This is a genomic window from Sivoneniella epilithica UHCC 1019, from assembly GCF_040830845.1.
Lineage (GTDB): Bacteria > Cyanobacteriota > Cyanobacteriia > Leptolyngbyales > Leptolyngbyaceae > ULC077BIN1.
In genome coordinates, this window is the sequence record NZ_JBFPDP010000005.1 from 115,051 (window position 1) to 132,420 (window position 17,370).

The following is a 17,370-nucleotide window of genomic DNA, read 5'->3' on the forward strand; positions in this document are numbered from 1 at the left end:
AAAGCATATGAAATGGAATTTGTCTTTTGAATTTTTAGAAGGAGATCGGTGATGTTAGACATTGATGAAATGGGACACGATGAAATACACAAAGTCCTACAGAACGTAGGGTTTGGTCATCTTGGCTACATACATGAAGGAAAGCCTTACGTGATGCCAATGCACTATTATCTCGAAGATTCAGACATTTATTTGTTTACAACTAAAGGCATGAAGACTCATGACATAGATGTAAATCCAGAAGTCTGTTTGCAGGTCGAAAAAGTTGACGATCCGCTTCACTGGAGCAGCGTCATTGTGACGGGTCAAGCTGAACAGCTTACGGAGCAGCCGGACATCGATCATGCGCGGCAATTTATCCAAAAGCAGAATCCGACGCTTTCACCTGCCATCAACCGAACCTGGATTGACGCTTGGGGACGAGAGGAAGTAGTCGTAATCTACCGCATTCATCCCCGTGAGATGAGCGGACGGACGACTGATGGGGTCAGCAGTCAGTGAGGCTTAGAAATAATTAGGGTTGTTGTATACGCCTCTGATAAAACTTACCCTTACCCGGCGAACTCATTCCTAAACCGCAACCCCTAAACTGTAACCACAGAAGGGTTGACAGCATTCGCTTCCAGTGATTGATTGTGCAACCAGGGTTGACCATCTAGCGCCATTTGCTCAATCATGCTGGCAAGTCGCAGTGCTTTTAATGCCTGCTCACCGCCCACGGAAGGTTGATTACCACCTCGAACACAGCTAACAAAATGCTCTAGCTCGGCGTGCAGCGGCTCAATATTGCTGGTATGCACCTTTTCAATCAAGCCATCTTGCCGATATAGCACTTGACCATACTCGGTCATATAGTTGGCGGTGGTTTGACGATGAATCAAAATTTCGTTGTTCAAAAAGTTGGCTTCGGTCAACGAATTTTTACAGTGCGCGGCGATCCGGCGAATTTTCCGATGGGTGACTTTGCTGGCGGTCAGCGTTGCCACAATGCCATTGGCAAAATTGAGCGTGGCGGTTACATAATCTAAATAGCTAGAACCACCTGATCCTCGGCTGCCGCTAGCAGTTAGCTTGATCACCGGAGCCGCTGCCAGTTCCAATAACAAGTCAATGTCGTGAATCATTAGATCCAGGACGACGGACACATCATTGGCGCGATCGCTGTAGGGACTCATGCGATGGGCTTCTAACGCCAACAATTCTTCTGTTTTTAAGACTTTGCTGAGTTCTTGAAATGCCGGGTTAAAGCGCTCAATATGCCCCACTTGAAGGATACACTGCGATTCTGCGGCGGCATTCACAAGTGATTCCGCTTCAATGATGCTAGCGGCGATCGGTTTTTCAATCAATACATGCACCCCTGCTTGGAGACACGCTAGACCGACAGAATGGTGGAGGCGCGTTGGCACCGCCACACAGACCGCATCAATGTGTGGCAGTAAATCGTGATAGTTTTCAAAAAAACGAACTCGATACTTACTAGCGGTATCGATGCCGCGCTCCATGTTAATGTCAGACACTCCGACTAACTCAACATCCTTTAACATACTGAGGACGCGAGTATGGTGCTGTCCCATGTTGCCGACCCCAATCACTCCCACACGAATTGGTTCAGGCTGGTTCCGCTGTAACTGGGAGTTTTGGGAACCTGCCGACATACTATTTTGCACTCCTGTCATCTCCTCCACCACCAAAAAGGGCTAGTTCGTTGCCATATGCCTGATTAGCCACCCAGATAGTACCACAGTGACTATCTTTATAAAGAATTCCAAAGTGCAGGAGATGTTCCTGTAAGCGCAAACTGTTTTGAGTCATGTTTCTACGTTTTTAATTCGGTTTCATCAGAAGTTGGCTAGTCAGTTTAGGAATGCTAGAAAGTAGGGAACCATCTTAGGAGGGTTGTTCTTTCTTATGAGTTTTAGCAGTTAAACATGAGACGCTTTTTATCTCGTTGGCAGGATGTTTCAACTCGCAAAAAAGTTGAAGCGATCGCCCTAGTTAGCTTACTTTCTCTAGCTGGATTGACGCTCAAACCTGCGACTCGCTCCAATGCTCGCAGCATCAGCACTATCCCAAATGAGCTAAAAAAAGTGCAGGCAACCTCTACCGCTCGGATTTTGCAGCGTCACAAGCAAGAGCGCCAAGTTCGTCCTGAAAATTACAATTTTGAGCAGTTTCCAGTCGGTGCAGAACACGAACAGCACTGGAAACATTTATTGTGGACAACTGCGATCGTTGAACCGAAACAGCCTTTTGTGGTGGAAGCGCTGAATCAGATTTTGGCAATGACCACGCGATCGGGGCTAACGGATGCTCAAACTCGCACGGTGGATATGGCAATGAAAGTAGGAAACCAGCTTTATCTAGGAAATCCTGCCTTCTATAGCGCACTAGGACAACGATTTTTGGACACCATTGAGCAGAGTCCCGATCCTGAATGGGTTGCCAAATCACTTTCCTCTCTGGCAAAAGGAGGAATGCAGCCCAGCGAACTCCAACGCCTTGCAGAGAAAACTAAAGCTCGGTTTCCTCAATGGGCAAACAATATCTTTCTGCAAACAACGTTGATGGATATTGCCAACTCTACAGATGCTCAATCTTTGCCGCCCCTCAAGGATTTATTAAAATGGGAAGTGGCAGATCAGCAGTTACATCTTTATGCGCTTTGCCGCCGCGATCGCCGGATTTTATGCCGCGCCGTCCTCAAAGATCGTAACGGGCAATGGGTGAGGCAAGAGGGAAAACTTTGGTCAGTTCCTTTACTTCTAGAATCTATTCATGGATTGAGTTGGAATTTTACGCGGGGGCAAACTCCTCAAGGCATCTACCGGGTTGAAAGTGTCGTGCCCGCCGCAGAGGATGAATTCTTTCGCGCCTATGGGCAGTTTGACTTAGTTAATTTGTTTGTGCCCTTTGAAGCGGGTGCCAAACAGTTTATCCCTGGCACACCTGGAACATTTAGTGGCAGTTTAAACCAGTATCGAGCGCTGTTACCTCCGTCATGGCGCACCTACCGTCCCCTCCAGCAAAGCTATTGGGCAGGTAAAGCAGGACGCAGTTTATTCCGGATTCATGGCTCTGGCGAATCTGCTGACTTTTTTAGAGGTAAAGACAAAAACTATCCCGATAGCTATAACTGGAACCCCACATTGGGCTGTTTGTCTGCTCAGGAACTTTATAACGAAAAGGGAAAATTGCTTCATGCGGATATGCCCAAAATCTTGCAGACATTGCAAATGGTGGGCGGCAAAAACTTTGCAGGCTATTTGATTGTGGTGGATGTGCCGGGGGATGAGAAAAAGCCGATCTCGCTGGAAACTCTTGAAACCGTGGTTGCCAATCGCCCGATGAAGAAAAAGAGTCCCTTGGTACGGGCAGCCATGGTGAAACGTTCAAATTCTGTGCAGTCGCTCAAGCCCGTCTCTTCAAAAAATCAGCCGAAACTACAGACTCCTGCGATCGATCCCCTAACGCCAATCCCGCTTTCCTATTAGGGTAAATTCCTCTCGCATTTGTTGGTCAGTAAACGATGGGTGAGCGATCGCTATAATCCAGTTTTTCAAGTTGATGTAGTCCCTAATCAATCACTGTTAGATTGAGTGGACGGCTAGATCTCAATAGCCGATTTTGCTTTTAGCCGATCGCGCAGTTCACTTGGAGCAATCGCGCCATGTTCAGTAATGATTGCGGTGATCAATTCAGCAGGCGTGACATCAAAGGCGGGATTGTAGAATTCGACTCCGGTGGTAGGGCAGAGGATGGTGTCACCGATTTGGTAGACTTCGTTGGGGTTGCGTTCTTCGATTGGGATTTGGGCACCGTCGGCGATCGCAAAATCAATGGTGGAGAGCGGAGCCGCGACATAGAACGGGATATTGTGGGCTTTGGCAACGAGGGACAGGCTATAGGTGCCGATTTTATTGGCTGCGTCACCATTTGCTGCAATGCGATCGGCTCCCACGATGACCAGATCAATCATGCCGATCTTCATGCAGTGCGCCGCCATATTGTCAGTGATCACCGTAACGGGAATGCCTTCCTGCACACACTCCCAGGCGGTCAGCTTTGCACCTTGCAAGCGAGGACGGGTTTCATCAGCGTAAACTCGCTCCAGTCGTTCTGCTGTCCATGCAGATCGCACTACGCCCAAAGCAGTGCCATAGCCCGCAGTTGCCAACGCGCCAGCATTACAGTGAGTTAAAATTCGCAGTTTGGCAGGAGTCGATGGCAGAATGCTTAAGCTGTGGTCGCCGATTTGCTGACAAGTGCGAATATCGTCTGCATTGATCGTGCGCGCTGTTTCTAGCAGAACTGTTTTGATGGCATCCACAGAACCTTCAGTGTAATAGGCAACCTTCATCATCTGGTCGATCGCCCAAAATAGATTGACCGCTGTGGGGCGAGTGGCTCGGAGGCGTTCGGCGATTTGCTCCAATTGGGTCAAAAATTCAGCGCGATCGCCCGTTTCAATGTCCCGTGCGCCCAAATACACGCCATAGGCGGCGGCAACTCCAATTGCTGGGGCACCACGCACAATCATCGTTTCGATCGCGATCGCCATTTCTTCAGAGCGGTGAACCTCCACACTATCGTATTCGTTGGGCAGACGAGTTTGGTCAATCAGTAGCACATGGTCGGTTTGCCAGATAACCGGATAAACGGGATTTGCTTGAGCCATCGGAAACATACGCTAGAAACTAAAGAAATTATCCCTGAATTTGTCCCCAATCATTTAGGCACTTTTGGATCTGGCACAAAGGACTAGACATTTCAAACGATTTGTAGGATTATAGCGATGTGAGGAGTTGAATCGAAAGAAAAAAGCCCTTGGAGTCGAAACACGGACAGACGCCCAAGGGCTTTTTTCATGGAATCTTTTTCTTCAGGCAAGTGTCAAAGTTAGTATTGAATACTAACGTCGTACTTAAAAATAGTACTTAGGAACTGTATTACTTTAGGTCCAGTTGTCCCCTATGAGACAGGATGAGCCTCACTATCGCCGTAGAGACAGTTGGCTCAGCGGTTTGCTGTGGATGCTGTCGGGCGGCGCTTTGACTGCCGCATTGCTGATTGGGTTTAGTCAGTGGCAATGGGGCGATCGCTTGCTTTCCGTCTTCAAGATCTTGATCAATCCACCCCAACCTGCGCCTAAAGTGGATGTGAGATCGCTCATGATTCAAAAAGTGCGGGAAGCTAGTGAGTTGACCACAGCATCCTTCACCATGCAAGCCGTTGTGCCGACTGAGCAAGATGCCACCTTGAGTGGTTTCACCATTGGCACGACCAAACTGCTTTATGTTGCCTATGGCGAAGTGCAAGCAGGCGTGGATCTCAGCCAACTGACTGAGCAAAGTGTGCAGGCTAGCGGCGATACGATGCAAATTCAGCTACCGCCGCCCAAACTATTGAATAGCAAAATTGATGTCAATAAATCTCAGGTTTATGATTATAATCGGGGATTTTTAGGCTTGGGACCTGATGTTGCACCGGATTTGCAAACCAAGGCGCAACAAGAAGCACTTCAAAAAATTGTGCAGGCAGCTTGCGAAGAAGGCATCTTGCAAAAAGCGAGCGATCGCGCCAAGTTTGTAGTTACCCAGTTGCTCAACACCGCAGGCTATAAAGCGGTGACTGTTGAGGCTTTGCCTGTTCCAGTAAGTGACTGTTTGGCTTCAATCAATCAACCGGGTGAATCTATGGCTCCTAACCCGATCGCTCCAATCAATGCACAACCTTCTGTTTTCCCTAGCCCTTAAATTCCTGGAGCCAATTCTGAGTCACCGCACGAGATCCACCAGGGTCCAAACGTCCAGGTTTGCCGCTAGGACGAGCAACTTCTGCGGTAGGTGAAAAGGTGGCAATAACAAAAGGCGAAACAACTGCAACAATCATCAAGGCGTTAAGCGTTACTTTGGCAATGGCGTTCATGATGTCAATATCCTGTTTGGGGGCTTATTGACCTTTACGGCTGAACGACCCAAGATTATGCAGATTGGATCAATTTTTTCAGAATTATGATAAAAAATCGGAGATGGTTAGAGTAGATTTGCCGCTACTTACTCTAATTTTCTTTGTCTAAGCGCTGTTTAAAGTCTCGAATTAAAGTCTCGAATCGCAGCACTGGTATTGCGATCGCAGGCAACTTGAAGACATCGAGCAACGATTGCCTGACGTAATCCTGGATTATTCCCCAAACTGTTGAGGGGTGATGGACTGGCAAGAAGATATGCCCATCAGCTAGAAAAACGCTTTACAGGCACGTTGGAGGTATTGTTCAACGCAAAAGAACTTGGTTTTATAGGGGCGATCGCTCCTATTCTCGAAGAACTAAACGAACTTCGCTTTCACATTGATATTGCAACTCGTCAGTCAGTATTAAAGTTAGCGAGTAAAAATAACGTCTCATAACTTGCAGGCGTAGGCTTAAACTCTAATAAGCGATCTGAGTCCTTTAAACTAAGCAATCTTTGAGGGTGTAGGCGACTTGCGCTTGTTGATCGGGGTGGAGTTCTGGAAACATGGGCAGAGACAGAACTTCTTGAGAAGCCTGTTCGCTGTTGGGCAACTGACCCGGTTGATAGCCCAACTCTTTGTAGGCAGCTTGTAGGTGTAAGCAAAGCGGATAGTAAACCATTGATAGGACATTTCTGTCTTGCAAGCGGCTTCGCAAGGTGTCCCGAAACGGTTCAGTGTTTCCTAGCTCAGATTGCTGAGTGACGCGAATGGTGTATTGATTCCAGACGCTTTTTCCGCCAGGGATTTCTTGAGGTAAAACGATACCTGGAACAAGGCTCAAAAGTTGTTGATAGCGATCGCTGATTGCCTGACGCTGTTGATTCCATTGGTCTAAATAGCGGAGCTTGATTTGCAAAATAGCAGCTTGCACTGCATCTAAGCGACTGTTTATGCCCAACTCTTCGTAATAGTAGGCACCTCGACGACCGTGATCGCGCAGGCGACGCAAGCGATCGCGCAAAGCACCATCATTTGTGGCAATTGCGCCACCATCGCCGCACGCGCCCAGATTTTTGGTGGGATAAAAGCTAAAGCAGCCAATATGCCCAATGCTGCCAACTCGTTTATCTTGCCATTCTGCACCCGTGGATTGAGCGCAATCTTCAACGACAAATAAGTTATGGGTTTGGGCGATCGCCATCAGTCGGGTCATGTCGGTGGGTTGCCCAAACAAATGCACCGGAATAATTGCACGAGTGCGATCGGTAATTGCTGCGTTAACTTGAGTCAGGTCAAGATTGAAAGTATCTAACTCAATATCGACAAAAACAGGGGTTGCGCCAACTGCACTAATCACCTCAGCCGTTGCCACGAATGTAAAGGGTGTCGTAATCACTTCGTCGCCTGAACCAATCTCCAAGGCTTTTAGTGCTAGAAATAGGGCATCTGTGCCAGAGTTGCAACTCACGCAGTCTGATGTGCCAATATAGGTAGCGAATTGCTGTTCAAACTCTTCAACCACAGAGCCGCCGATATACCGTCCCGAAGCCAACACTTCCAAGACTGCGGCATTAATTGTTTCACCAATTTGCTTAAATTGTTCGGATAAATCAAAGGGTGGAATCTTGTTCACTCACCGACACCGTAAGTTTTGTCATCAATCAAACTAGATTATGTCCTGAAATGGAACCTTTTTGGCTTGACGCATACGGAATTGAAAGTGTTCTCGGCTATCTTTTTGAGAAGTGCATAGTCGAAAAGCGATCGCAAAGAGCCAAAAAATGCAGTATAGACGGGTTCCATTAAAAAAGCAGCCATCATTCATTCTGATGCCTGCTTGATTAGATTGAGATATGGGCAGAGCGAGACTCGAACTCGCACGAATTTCTTCGCCGCATTTTGAGTGCGGTGCGTCTACCAATTCCGCCACCCGCCCAGATTCGCTTATTGAGTATATCAGGTAAATTAGGCAGGGAGCAAATTTTTCAGCAACTGTGATTGGATAAAAAAGTTTTGTGAGAGTCAATTTGAAACCGCCTCTTAAACCTGAAACCCGCCCTCTTAAACCCGAAACTTCCTTAAACAGGCAGCAGTTGTTTCGCCAAAAAGCCAATCATTCCGCCTACAAACACTAGCCAAGCGGAATTAATTTTGAAGCGAAAGACTGCGATCGCGCTAAGAATCGCAACGGCAATCGTCACCCAATCTACTAAAGCAGTGCGCGCCAGCACATAGGTAACGCTTGCCATCAGCCCCATGGATGCAGCATTCACTCCATCCAAAAAACCGCTTGCCCAGGAAGATTGGCGCAGTTTTGGCACCCAAGGATTGACCAGCACCACTAACACAAAGGCAGGTAGAAAAATTCCGACTGTTGCCGCGATCGCGCCGCTATTTCCGCCAAGCAAATAACCAATGAAAGTTGCCGTAGTGAACACTGGACCCGGCGTGAATTGCCCAATGGCGATCGCATCGAGCAATTGTTGAGAAGTCAACCACTGCCGCTGATCCACTAACCCAGTTTGCAGAAATGCCAGCAGCACATAGCCACTGCCATAAAGCACACAGCCAATTTTGAGAAAGAACAAAAAGATGCTTAATCCAGTTGGGGCTGGCGTAGCGGACGGAACAGTAGTCACCTGAGCGATCGCGCTCATCGGCACCATCCACGCCCCCATATTCCCCAGGTTGCGGCGACGCTTCCAGTTCTTAAACAGCATCACGGCAATCCCACCCAGCAGCAACAGCAAAATTTCGTTGATTCCTAAGAAAGAGGCAATCGTAACAGCGATCGCGGCAACGATTGTCGGCGTATCCTTCAGCGCCTTCTGTCCCAACTTCCATAGTGCCTGTACTACGATCGCCACAATCACCGCCTTAATGCCATAGAGCAACCAGCCCACCTGCGGAATTGCCTGAGTTTGGACATAGACTGCCGCCAATCCCCATACAATCAGCATGGCAGGCAAAATGAAGCAGCATCCGGCGATCGCCAATCCCCACAAGCCGCCGCGCTCATAGCCAATGTGAATCGCTAGTTCAGTCGAGTTAGGACCCGGAATCAGATTGGTAATTCCCAATAAATCCAGCAGTTTCTCACGGCTAATCCACTGTCGCCGCTCCACAATCTCCTCATCCATCATGGAGATATGAGCAGCCGGACCCCCAAAAGCGATCGCGCCCAATTTCAAAAAAACGATTGCCAGTTCTTTAAGGCGTTGCCGCTGTTGAGTAGGAGATAGCTCAGAATAAGTAGAGTCTCGGTTCTCCATGAAGTCGCTAGAAGGCTAAGTTTGCCCATCGAGCCTATCAAATCAGGATTTTTTAATAAAGTGTTTTGGACACAAGTTCTAACCTGGTTTCTGACACGGTGCCCAATTTGCCTGTACGCTATACCCTATGTTTTGTATGAATATATTGCCCTTACCCCCAACCCCTCTCCCAGAAGGAGAGGGGAGTAAAGCCTAATTTTGTTCCCTCTCCCAGTTGGAGAGGGCTAGGGTGAGGGTCTTAGAATCTTTCTGGAGACGGTTTATGTTTGGTTTAGGATGGCCCGAAGTCATTATTATTGGTGTGGTCACGGTGCTGATTTTTGGTCCTAAAAAGATCCCCGAACTGGGCGGCACTATTGGCAAAACCCTCCGGGGCTTTAAGGATGAGATGAGTAAGCCAGAGGACGAAGATCTTGATCACGACGAAGACGATCGCTAAGGCGCATTCATCCAGAGGGCGCAACTGCCAGGATGTTTAACAATTCCGTTACAATAGGGTTGCAAGACATGGCATGATTTATGGCTCTCTTTTCGCTGCGATCGCTCAAAAAAGACTTTGGCATTAAGGAAATTCTGCGGGATGCCAGTTTCAGCCTGGATGAGGGCGATAAGGTCGGGCTGATTGGCACTAACGGTTCCGGCAAATCCACATTGCTAAAAATGATCGCTGGATTGGAACCGATCGACGGCGGTGAACTGTGGGTCAATTCCAGCGCCAAAATTATTTATTTGCCGCAGCAACCTGACCTGGATGATAGCTTGACTGTGCTAGAGCAAGTCTTTGCCGACAGCGGTGAACAACTGGCGCTAGTGAAGCAGTATGAAGCCATTTCGGATAAACTGGCGCATGGCGACGGCGACACTGACCTGCTGTTGTCTAAGCTATCGAGTGTGTCCGAGCGCATGGATACCTTGGGCGCATGGGAACTAGAAACCAATGCCAAAGCCATTTTGACCAAGCTAGGAATTCACGATTTTGAGGCGAAGATCGGCGGCTTGTCGGGGGGATATCGCAAACGCATCGCGATCGCCACTGCACTCCTCTCTGAACCCGATGTGCTGCTGATGGATGAGCCGACTAACCATCTAGATGCCCTCTCCGTAGAATGGCTGCAAAGCTACCTGAATCGGTTTCGCGGTGCCTTGCTGCTAATCACTCACGATCGCTACTTCTTGGATCGCGTCACCAATCGCATCATCGAAATCGATCGCGCCGATTTATTCTCCTATTCCGGCAACTACGCCTATTACCTGGAGAAAAAAGCCCTTGAAGAAGATTCCGCCGCCAGTACCCAGCGCAAATATACCGGAGTCTTGCGGCGCGAGTTGGAATGGTTGAAACGGGGACCCAAAGCTCGTAGCACCAAGCAAAAAGCCCGCATTGATCGCATTCGTGAGATGCAAGATCAAGAGTTTAAGCAGACCAATGGCAAAGTAGACATCACCACAGTCGGGCGACGGATTGGCAAAAAGGTAATTGAACTTACGGATGTGTGTAAAGCCTACGGCGATCGCACCTTAATCCAAGATTTCACTCACCTGTTCACCCCCGAAGACCGCATCGGCATCATTGGCAGCAACGGAGCCGGAAAATCGACCCTGATGGACATCATCACCGGACGCATCCAGCCCGATTCTGGCACTGTTGAGATTGGCACCACGATTCATATTGGCTACTTCGATCAGCACTCTGAAGATGTCGGCATGAACGACAGCCAGCGCGTAATCGAATATCTCAAAGACGTTGCCGAACTGGTTAAAACCTCCGATGGCAGCGTCATCACCGCCTCTCAGATGCTAGAGCGCTTCTTGTTCCCCCCCGACCAACAATATTCCCCGATCTCCAAACTTTCCGGCGGCGAAAAACGACGGCTGTTTTTGCTGAAAGTGCTGATGGAAGCGCCCAACGTCCTAATTTTGGATGAACCAACCAATGACCTGGATGTGCAAACCCTGGCAGTGCTAGAAGAATATCTTGAAGACTTTAATGGTTGCGTCATCGTCGTCTCCCACGATCGCTACTTCCTCGATCGCACCGTCGAAACCATCTTCGCCTTTGAACCCAACGGCACCCTAAAACAATATCCCGGCAACTACTCCGTTTACTTAGACTTCAAAAAAGACGAAACAGACGACAAAAAACAAGCGGAGGCAGGAATTCAAAAAACGAAAAAGCAAAACGCCGCTAACGAAAGCAAACCCCAACAGCCCAACTCCTCATCCACAACTCAAAACTCAAAACTTAAAACTCAAAACTCTTCTAAAAAGCCCTCCTTCAAAGAAAAGCGCGAGTATGAAACCTTGGAGGCAAAAATTCCTCAGCTAGAAATCGAAAAAGCAGAAATCGAAAAAGTATTGTATGGCGGCTCAAGTAGCGGCTTTGTCGATGTTCGTAAGCTCAGCGATCGCTTAGCAGAAGTCACCCAGGAAATTGACAACTCAACCGAACGCTGGATGGAACTGGCAGAACTAATCGGCTAGTTTACGCTTCTGTTGCAAAATTCACCTTGTCATAAATGTCCGCTAGCTCAACGTTGAAGGGCACCGAAACCAGCGAAAATGTCGTCTCCAGTCCATCGCGTATTCGGCGAAAATCCACTTATTCGCATCGGTTCTGGCATACTGCTCAACGTGCAGCGTATGTTGATCGATCAGCAGATATTCTTGCAGCGTTGAAATCGTGCGATAGGCAGCAAACTTGTCACCCCGGTCATACCCTTGAGTAGAACCTGACAGCACCTCCGCAATCATCACCGGTTTCGCGATCGTGTCAGTGCGCCCCTCTTGAAGTTGCAACTCACCTGCAACCACCATCACATCCGGGTAGGCATATTGTTTAAGACATCCGCACAAAAGCTGTGATGGTATCTTCCAAAATGGCTTGGTCTAAATTAACCCCCTCTAACCAAGCTTCACACAGAATGGCTTCACTCAAATCTGTGCCAATCAGGATTGCTTGACTGAGGTTTGCCAGGTGCAGATTGGAATTTCGCAAGCTTGCATCTTTAAGGTTAGCCCCCTTGAAATTCGCACCCATCAGTTTCGATTCAATCAACCTCGCCCGCTCCAGATTTGCTCGAATAAATTTTGCACCCGTCAGATTAGATCCACTAAGATTTGCGTCTTGCAAATCCGCCGCCTGCAAATCTGCTGCAATCAGTTTGCTATCGGTCAAGTTAGCAGATTGCATCGTCGAACCGATTAAATTTGTGCCAATCAGATTCGAGCCTTTGAGGATCGCCATGTACAGGTTTGCCCAAGACAAATCTGCCAAAATCAAGCTTGCCCAAGACAAATCTACGCTGATTAGGTTGGCTCCAATTAGGTTGGATTCATTTAGGTTAGCGCCCCGGCAATTAGCAAATCCTAATTTTGCTCCTCTGAGGTCAGTATTTTTGAGATAAGCCTCGCGTAAATCTGCGTTGATTAGATTAATGTCCGGGAGAATTGCCCCTTCTAGGTTCACATCCCTTAGGATTGCTTCATGGAAATCTCGTTCGCCAGCGGCGTAGCGCTCCAATAGTTGGTTTGCATCCATGCTTTTGTTCTCCCAAGGTTTGTCAGGTTCAGTCTAAATCAAGCATTGCAATCAGGTAACGGCAGAATCACAAATACATTTTAGGGTAGCCTATGTTGTCACTTACTAAAGTTTAGACTGAGATTTTTCCATCGCCCAGAAAAATTGTCTACAAGCCAGCCACATCCCTTGTCTCATAGAATTAGACCAGTATTACCAACTCTGAGCCAGTTGAAATCTGAGGGCTTTTCGTTAAGTTTGCTCAGGCTCTCCTGAAACCAAACCCTTGAAACAGTCCTGCGATCGATTTTGAGGAGCGGTTGATGCAATCGGGTTACACAAATTTGGCTCTGCGCCTGCTCAAGGAAACCGCCTCAAAGTCTGCGATTGAGGTTCAGCTAAACGTCATTGCTCTACAAGCCAGACTTGGGTAGAAGTCGGTGAGCGATCGCGACCCAATCTCCTGATCGCTCATACTCCAGTGCCTCAAATCCCACGGTTTGCAGTGCTTCCACGACTTCAGCTTCTTGATCGGTGGTGAAGCCCGCTGTGATTAGTAGTCCATTGGGGCGCAGGGCATTGCGATAATCGGCGGCAAGTTTGATGTGGATGCGTCCCAGAATATTTGCCGCGATTAGATCGAGGTCAGAGACTTGAATGGTGGAAACCTCTTGGGTGAGAGTGCCGCTCATCCAGTGTCCTAACTTGCTGCCGTCGCCCAAACTGCCGCACTGTAACGTAACTTGAGCTTCCACTTGATTGTTTTGAATGGTTGCCTGGGTTGCCTGCACCGCGATCGCGTCATTATCCAGCGCCAACACCTGCGCCCCTAGTTTCGCGATCGCCACGCTCAAAATGCCTGATCCACATCCCAGATCCAGCGCTTTCATGTCAGGAGTCACGTATCGTTCTAGCAAGCGCAAACTTAGCATCGTCGCGGGATGTAAGCCGCTGCCAAAGGAAAGACTTGGCTCTAGTCGCAGCAGAATTTCATCCGGGCTGGGTTGATAAACGGCATCAGTTGTCAACACCACAAATCGTCGTCCGATGCGATGGATTGGGGAATTTTGGGATGCTGGCGATTTGGTTTCCACTACAGAGGTTTCTAATTCTGTGGTTAAACCTGTGCGATACAGCGGTGAGAGGAGTTGGGCGATCGCATCCACTCGAGATCGAGATTGGCGATCGTAAGGCAAGTAGAAACAGAGCGTAAATGCCCACGCTGCTTCTTGATCCAATGGCTCTTTTTGCGCTATCTGATAGGGTGCAATATGCAAATCTTCTACCGTCGGAGTGTCGGACAACAGTGTGCAGACCCAATCCACCGCTTCGGAAGTCATATTTAAGCTCAATTCAATCCACGCCATGATTTTTTCGCCCAATAGACCTTTCCAATCCTACTAAACACCTTCCATAGGCGCGAAAATGGAATTATCCATTCAATCGACTAGATATGAATCAAGAACAGTGGCAGCAATGGCTAGAGATTCAGCAGCGCCAAACTACCGCGTTGGAGCGCATTGCTACATCGTTGGAACGGTTAGCCCCGACTAATCAGCAAGCGCCCAACTATCAAAAAACGCTGGACGAGTTTCGTGGCTTTGATTGGTCAAAAATCGGGGCGATCGTGGTGCAGTCTGACCCATCGGGAGCGGCGATCGTGGAATGGAGTGGGCAGCAGTTTACCCGGCGATCGCCCACGAACAAATTTGGGGAAGCCATCTGGTTTAGCCGCAGTGTCGGCAAAGATGACGATGGCAACACTCGCTATGAACGCCTAATCACCTTCAAAAAAGCCGGTGAAGTGGAACCTATTCCGGAGCGAGTCAATCGAGCAATTTCCCATCCGTAAAATGGGATAGATTGCGTGAAGGCACTAGTAGCTTTATACCTGAGAGCGCAACCGCAAATGCTTAAACCAACAACAGCGATTGGATGGATGAGTTTTATGGTTCTCAGTCAATCCGCGATCGCCCTTGCGGTTACGGTTCAAGAGGTGCCCAATCCTCGGCGGATGAACAGTTGGGTGGCGGATACGGCAGAGTTGCTCACACCCCAAACAGAAGTAGAGATCAATCGCATTGCCACAGAACTGGAAGCAAAAAACGGCAGCGAGATTGCTGTGGTCACTGTGCCAACGACTAAGCCTTCTGCCTCTTCAAAAGCCTTTGCCACGCAACTATTTAATACTTGGAAAATTGGCAAGCAGGGTAAAAACAACGGGGTGCTGTTTTTGATCTCCAAGGGCGATCGCCGCACCGAAATTGAGACTGGCACTGGATTAACAGCGCTACTGCCCAGTTCTAAAGTAGAAATAATATTGACTCAATCAGTCAGCCCTCAATATAAACAGGGCAACTTTAACGAAGGGACTTTGGCAGGAACGAGAGCGATCTCCCAAGCATTATCAGAATCGCCCGTCGAATTGTCCCAACCGTCAGCCCTATCGGATGCCGCATTTAGAATCCTCCTGTGGATTTTAGTGGGAGGACTTGTGACTACTTCTTTCTTCACGATCTATTCCGTTGTTTCTGCAACTATAAAAGGGCTGAGAAATTTGATCGGTGTGAGAAGCAGCCCTAAAAAGACTGATCACCGTTCCAGCAAGTCATGGGATTCGGCTGACAGTTCCTCTAGTTCTAGTTTTACCAGCGATACTCCTAGCAGCAATAGTTCATCCAACTCAAGTGACAGTTCCTCTAGTTCCTCAAGCTCCAGCAGCGATTTTGGCGGGGGCAGCAGCGATGGCGGTGGGGCGGGCGATAGCTGGTAAGGATTTGATGAGGTCATGATTTAGAGGTAGATGATCGCCTTCGGTTGCGAATACACTCGTGAGGGGAATCCTATTCAAAAACGTGAGGCAACTTGGTTTATGACTCAATCCACTCCGGCTGCGGCATTAATTGACGGCATCAAGTTTGGAACAGATGGTTGGCGGGGTGTGATTGCGGCAGAGTTTACGTTTGAACGGGTGCGATATGTGGCAGCGATCGCGGCACAAGTCCTAGCCGAAAACTACAGCAGTGAAACCAACAACAGCCGCACGATTATTGTGGGTTACGATCGCCGCTTTTTGTCAGAAGAATTTGCGGCAGCAGTGGCAGAATCAGTTCAGCAGGTTGGCTTTGACGTGCTGTTGTCTGATGGCTACGCACCCACACCCGCCTTTAGCTGGGCAGCCAAACAACAGAACGCCCTTGGAGCCTTGGTAATCACCGCCAGCCACAATCCTGGCAAATATTCCGGCTTGAAAGTGAAAGGAGCGTTTGGCGGATCGGTTGCCCCCGCAATTACCCAACAAATTGAAGCCCGCTTGCCCCAAGGCTTTACCCCTGCCCCTACTCCCGGCAGCCTTACTCTCTTCAATCCCTGGACAAGCTACTGCGAGGGGTTGCGGACGAAGGTGGATATTGCCATGATTCGGTCAGCGATTGAAACGGGTGAACTGACGGTGTTTGCCGATGTGATGCACGGTGCCGCAGCGGGTGGCTTGGAGCAACTGTTGGGCACTGCCATTCATGAAGTGAACAGCGATCGCGATCCATTGTTTGGCGGTGGCGCACCGGAACCCTTGCCAAAATATATGTCTGAGCTATTTCATCAGGTTCACAGCTATCGACAACAGCACCCGACCGGGTTAGCAGTGGCGGTGGTGTTTGATGGCGACAGCGATCGGATTGCGGCAGTCGATGGACAAGGAAATTTCCTCAGTTCTCAAATTCTCATCCCCATTTTGCTAGAGCATCTCGTGATCCATCGCGGCTTCACGGGTGAATTTATCAAAACCATCAGCGGCTCAGACCTAATGCCCAAAGTGGCAGCACTGCATAACTTGTCCGTTTATGAAACGCCGATTGGCTACAAATATATTGCCGATCGCATGTTAGAAACCTCGGTGCTAATCGGTGGCGAAGAGTCTGGCGGCATTGGCTATGGCAATCACATTCCTGAACGAGATGCCCTACTGTCAGCGCTGTATGTCCTAGAAGCGATCGTCAAGTTCAACGCCGACCTCAGCGACATTTATCATGACTTGCAAACCCGCGCTGATTTCTTTTCCAACTACGATCGCATTGATTTACCGTTGTCTGGCATGGAAGCACGGGCGCGATTGTTGAATCAATTAGAAAGCCAACCGCTGACTGAAATCGCCGGACAAAAAGTGGTGGATGTCTTGGCGATCGATGGCTACAAATTTCGCCTGGAAGATGGACGCTGGCTACTGATTCGCTTCAGCGGTACAGAACCCGTTTTGCGGCTGTATTCCGAAGCAAAAACCTTGGAGCAAGTCCACGAAACCCTCGATTGGGCGCGAGAATGGGCAAATAAGGCGTAGGGAATGACGAGTGGCGAGTGGCGAGTGGATGATAGGGAATAGGGAGCTAGAGTATGGCGATCGCTTCAGATAAAACCATTTCAGAGAAACGCAATTGGACGGATGAGGAGTTCATGGCGTTGCCGGATGGCGATCGCTACGAATTGGTAAATGAACAATTGTTCATCGTGGGCAACTCAGGCATGGAGCATGGACACTTTTCTAGTGTGGTGAAACCATCATTCCTGGCTTCACCGTTCCTCTCGCCGAAATTTTTGCCGACTTGAGTTTGTTGGATGAAGAGTAGAATA

General features: G+C 48.7%; 18 protein-coding genes and 1 tRNA gene. 10 read left to right on the plus strand and 9 right to left on the minus strand.

Annotation, left to right across the window (positions count from 1 at the left end; genetic code table 11):
• Positions 1-51: 51 nt before the first annotated feature.
• The gene (locus tag AB3R30_RS05140; protein WP_458648072.1) at positions 52-501 is read left to right on the plus strand and encodes a pyridoxamine 5'-phosphate oxidase family protein; all 450 of its coding nucleotides are present in this window, start codon (positions 52-54) and stop codon (positions 499-501) included.
• Between the two features lie 83 nt (positions 502-584).
• On the opposite strand, the gene AB3R30_RS05145 is transcribed toward AB3R30_RS05140, so the two are convergent.
• Complete coding sequence (locus AB3R30_RS05145) at positions 585-1,658, minus strand: Gfo/Idh/MocA family oxidoreductase (protein ID WP_458648073.1); 1,074 nt, start codon at positions 1,656-1,658, stop codon at positions 585-587.
• Between the two features lie 273 nt (positions 1,659-1,931).
• On the opposite strand from AB3R30_RS05145, the gene AB3R30_RS05150 reads away from it, so the two are divergent.
• On the plus strand, positions 1,932-3,494 hold the full coding sequence (locus tag AB3R30_RS05150) for a hypothetical protein (protein ID WP_458648074.1): 1,563 nt from the start codon (positions 1,932-1,934) through the stop codon (positions 3,492-3,494).
• 113 nt (positions 3,495-3,607) lie between these two features.
• On the opposite strand, the gene mtnA is transcribed toward AB3R30_RS05150, so the two are convergent.
• Complete coding sequence (gene mtnA, locus AB3R30_RS05155) at positions 3,608-4,678, minus strand: S-methyl-5-thioribose-1-phosphate isomerase (protein WP_458648075.1); 1,071 nt, start codon at positions 4,676-4,678, stop codon at positions 3,608-3,610.
• Between the two features lie 295 nt (positions 4,679-4,973).
• Here mtnA and AB3R30_RS05160 point away from each other — a divergent pair, with 295 nt between their 5' ends.
• Positions 4,974-5,756, plus strand: a complete 783-nt coding sequence (locus AB3R30_RS05160) for a DUF4230 domain-containing protein (RefSeq protein WP_458648076.1) — start codon at positions 4,974-4,976, stop codon at positions 5,754-5,756.
• Here AB3R30_RS05160 and AB3R30_RS05165 read toward each other — a convergent pair.
• Positions 5,746-5,928, minus strand: a complete 183-nt coding sequence (locus AB3R30_RS05165; protein WP_458648077.1) for a hypothetical protein — start codon at positions 5,926-5,928, stop codon at positions 5,746-5,748. The genes AB3R30_RS05160 and AB3R30_RS05165 overlap by 11 nt on opposite strands.
• 333 nt (positions 5,929-6,261) lie before the next feature.
• Here AB3R30_RS05165 and AB3R30_RS05170 point away from each other — a divergent pair, with 333 nt between their 5' ends.
• Complete coding sequence (locus tag AB3R30_RS05170) at positions 6,262-6,408, plus strand: DUF3368 domain-containing protein (RefSeq protein ID WP_458648143.1); 147 nt, start codon at positions 6,262-6,264, stop codon at positions 6,406-6,408.
• Between the two features lie 43 nt (positions 6,409-6,451).
• On the opposite strand, the gene AB3R30_RS05175 is transcribed toward AB3R30_RS05170, so the two are convergent.
• From AB3R30_RS05175 to AB3R30_RS05185, 3 genes are all read right to left on the minus strand, one after another.
• Positions 6,452-7,588, minus strand: coding sequence for a DegT/DnrJ/EryC1/StrS family aminotransferase (locus tag AB3R30_RS05175; protein WP_458648078.1), 1,137 nt, complete (start codon positions 7,586-7,588; stop codon positions 6,452-6,454).
• 221 nt (positions 7,589-7,809) lie between these two features.
• Positions 7,810-7,891 (minus strand) — tRNA-Leu (locus AB3R30_RS05180).
• 142 nt (positions 7,892-8,033) lie between these two features.
• Positions 8,034-9,227, minus strand: a complete 1,194-nt coding sequence (locus tag AB3R30_RS05185; protein WP_458648079.1) for a chromate transporter — start codon at positions 9,225-9,227, stop codon at positions 8,034-8,036.
• A 262-nt stretch (positions 9,228-9,489) separates the two neighbouring features.
• On the opposite strand from AB3R30_RS05185, the gene tatA reads away from it, so the two are divergent.
• Positions 9,490-9,666: a twin-arginine translocase TatA/TatE family subunit gene (gene tatA, locus AB3R30_RS05190; protein WP_458648080.1), complete on the plus strand. Its 177-nt coding sequence runs from the start codon at positions 9,490-9,492 to the stop codon at positions 9,664-9,666.
• An 80-nt stretch (positions 9,667-9,746) separates the two neighbouring features.
• Positions 9,747-11,708, plus strand: coding sequence for an ABC-F family ATP-binding cassette domain-containing protein (locus tag AB3R30_RS05195; RefSeq protein ID WP_458648081.1), 1,962 nt, complete (start codon positions 9,747-9,749; stop codon positions 11,706-11,708).
• A 42-nt stretch (positions 11,709-11,750) separates the two neighbouring features.
• Here the strand turns inward: AB3R30_RS05195 and AB3R30_RS05200 are convergent, their stop codons facing one another.
• The 3 genes from AB3R30_RS05200 to AB3R30_RS05210 form a co-directional block, all read right to left on the minus strand.
• Positions 11,751-12,080, minus strand: coding sequence for a Uma2 family endonuclease (locus AB3R30_RS05200; protein WP_458648082.1), 330 nt, complete (start codon positions 12,078-12,080; stop codon positions 11,751-11,753).
• Positions 12,064-12,765, minus strand: coding sequence for a pentapeptide repeat-containing protein (locus AB3R30_RS05205; protein WP_458648083.1), 702 nt, complete (start codon positions 12,763-12,765; stop codon positions 12,064-12,066). The genes AB3R30_RS05200 and AB3R30_RS05205 overlap by 17 nt, the downstream gene beginning before the upstream one ends.
• Before the next feature lie 392 nt (positions 12,766-13,157).
• Complete coding sequence (locus tag AB3R30_RS05210; protein ID WP_458648084.1) at positions 13,158-14,111, minus strand: 50S ribosomal protein L11 methyltransferase; 954 nt, start codon at positions 14,109-14,111, stop codon at positions 13,158-13,160.
• 86 nt (positions 14,112-14,197) lie between these two features.
• Here AB3R30_RS05210 and AB3R30_RS05215 point away from each other — a divergent pair, with 86 nt between their 5' ends.
• From AB3R30_RS05215 to AB3R30_RS05230, 4 genes are all read left to right on the plus strand, one after another.
• The gene (locus AB3R30_RS05215) at positions 14,198-14,596 is read left to right on the plus strand and encodes a single-stranded DNA-binding protein (RefSeq protein ID WP_458648085.1); all 399 of its coding nucleotides are present in this window, start codon (positions 14,198-14,200) and stop codon (positions 14,594-14,596) included.
• Positions 14,597-14,692: 96 nt separating this feature from the next.
• On the plus strand, positions 14,693-15,517 hold the full coding sequence (locus tag AB3R30_RS05220; protein ID WP_458648086.1) for a TPM domain-containing protein: 825 nt from the start codon (positions 14,693-14,695) through the stop codon (positions 15,515-15,517).
• A 99-nt stretch (positions 15,518-15,616) separates the two neighbouring features.
• Positions 15,617-17,080 (plus strand): phosphoglucomutase/phosphomannomutase family protein, encoded by a 1,464-nt coding sequence (locus AB3R30_RS05225; protein WP_458648087.1) that lies wholly within the window; start codon positions 15,617-15,619, stop codon positions 17,078-17,080.
• A gap of 53 nt (positions 17,081-17,133) precedes the next feature.
• Positions 17,134-17,346, plus strand: a complete 213-nt coding sequence (locus tag AB3R30_RS05230; RefSeq protein WP_458648088.1) for a hypothetical protein — start codon at positions 17,134-17,136, stop codon at positions 17,344-17,346.
• Positions 17,347-17,370: the final 24 nt, after the last annotated feature.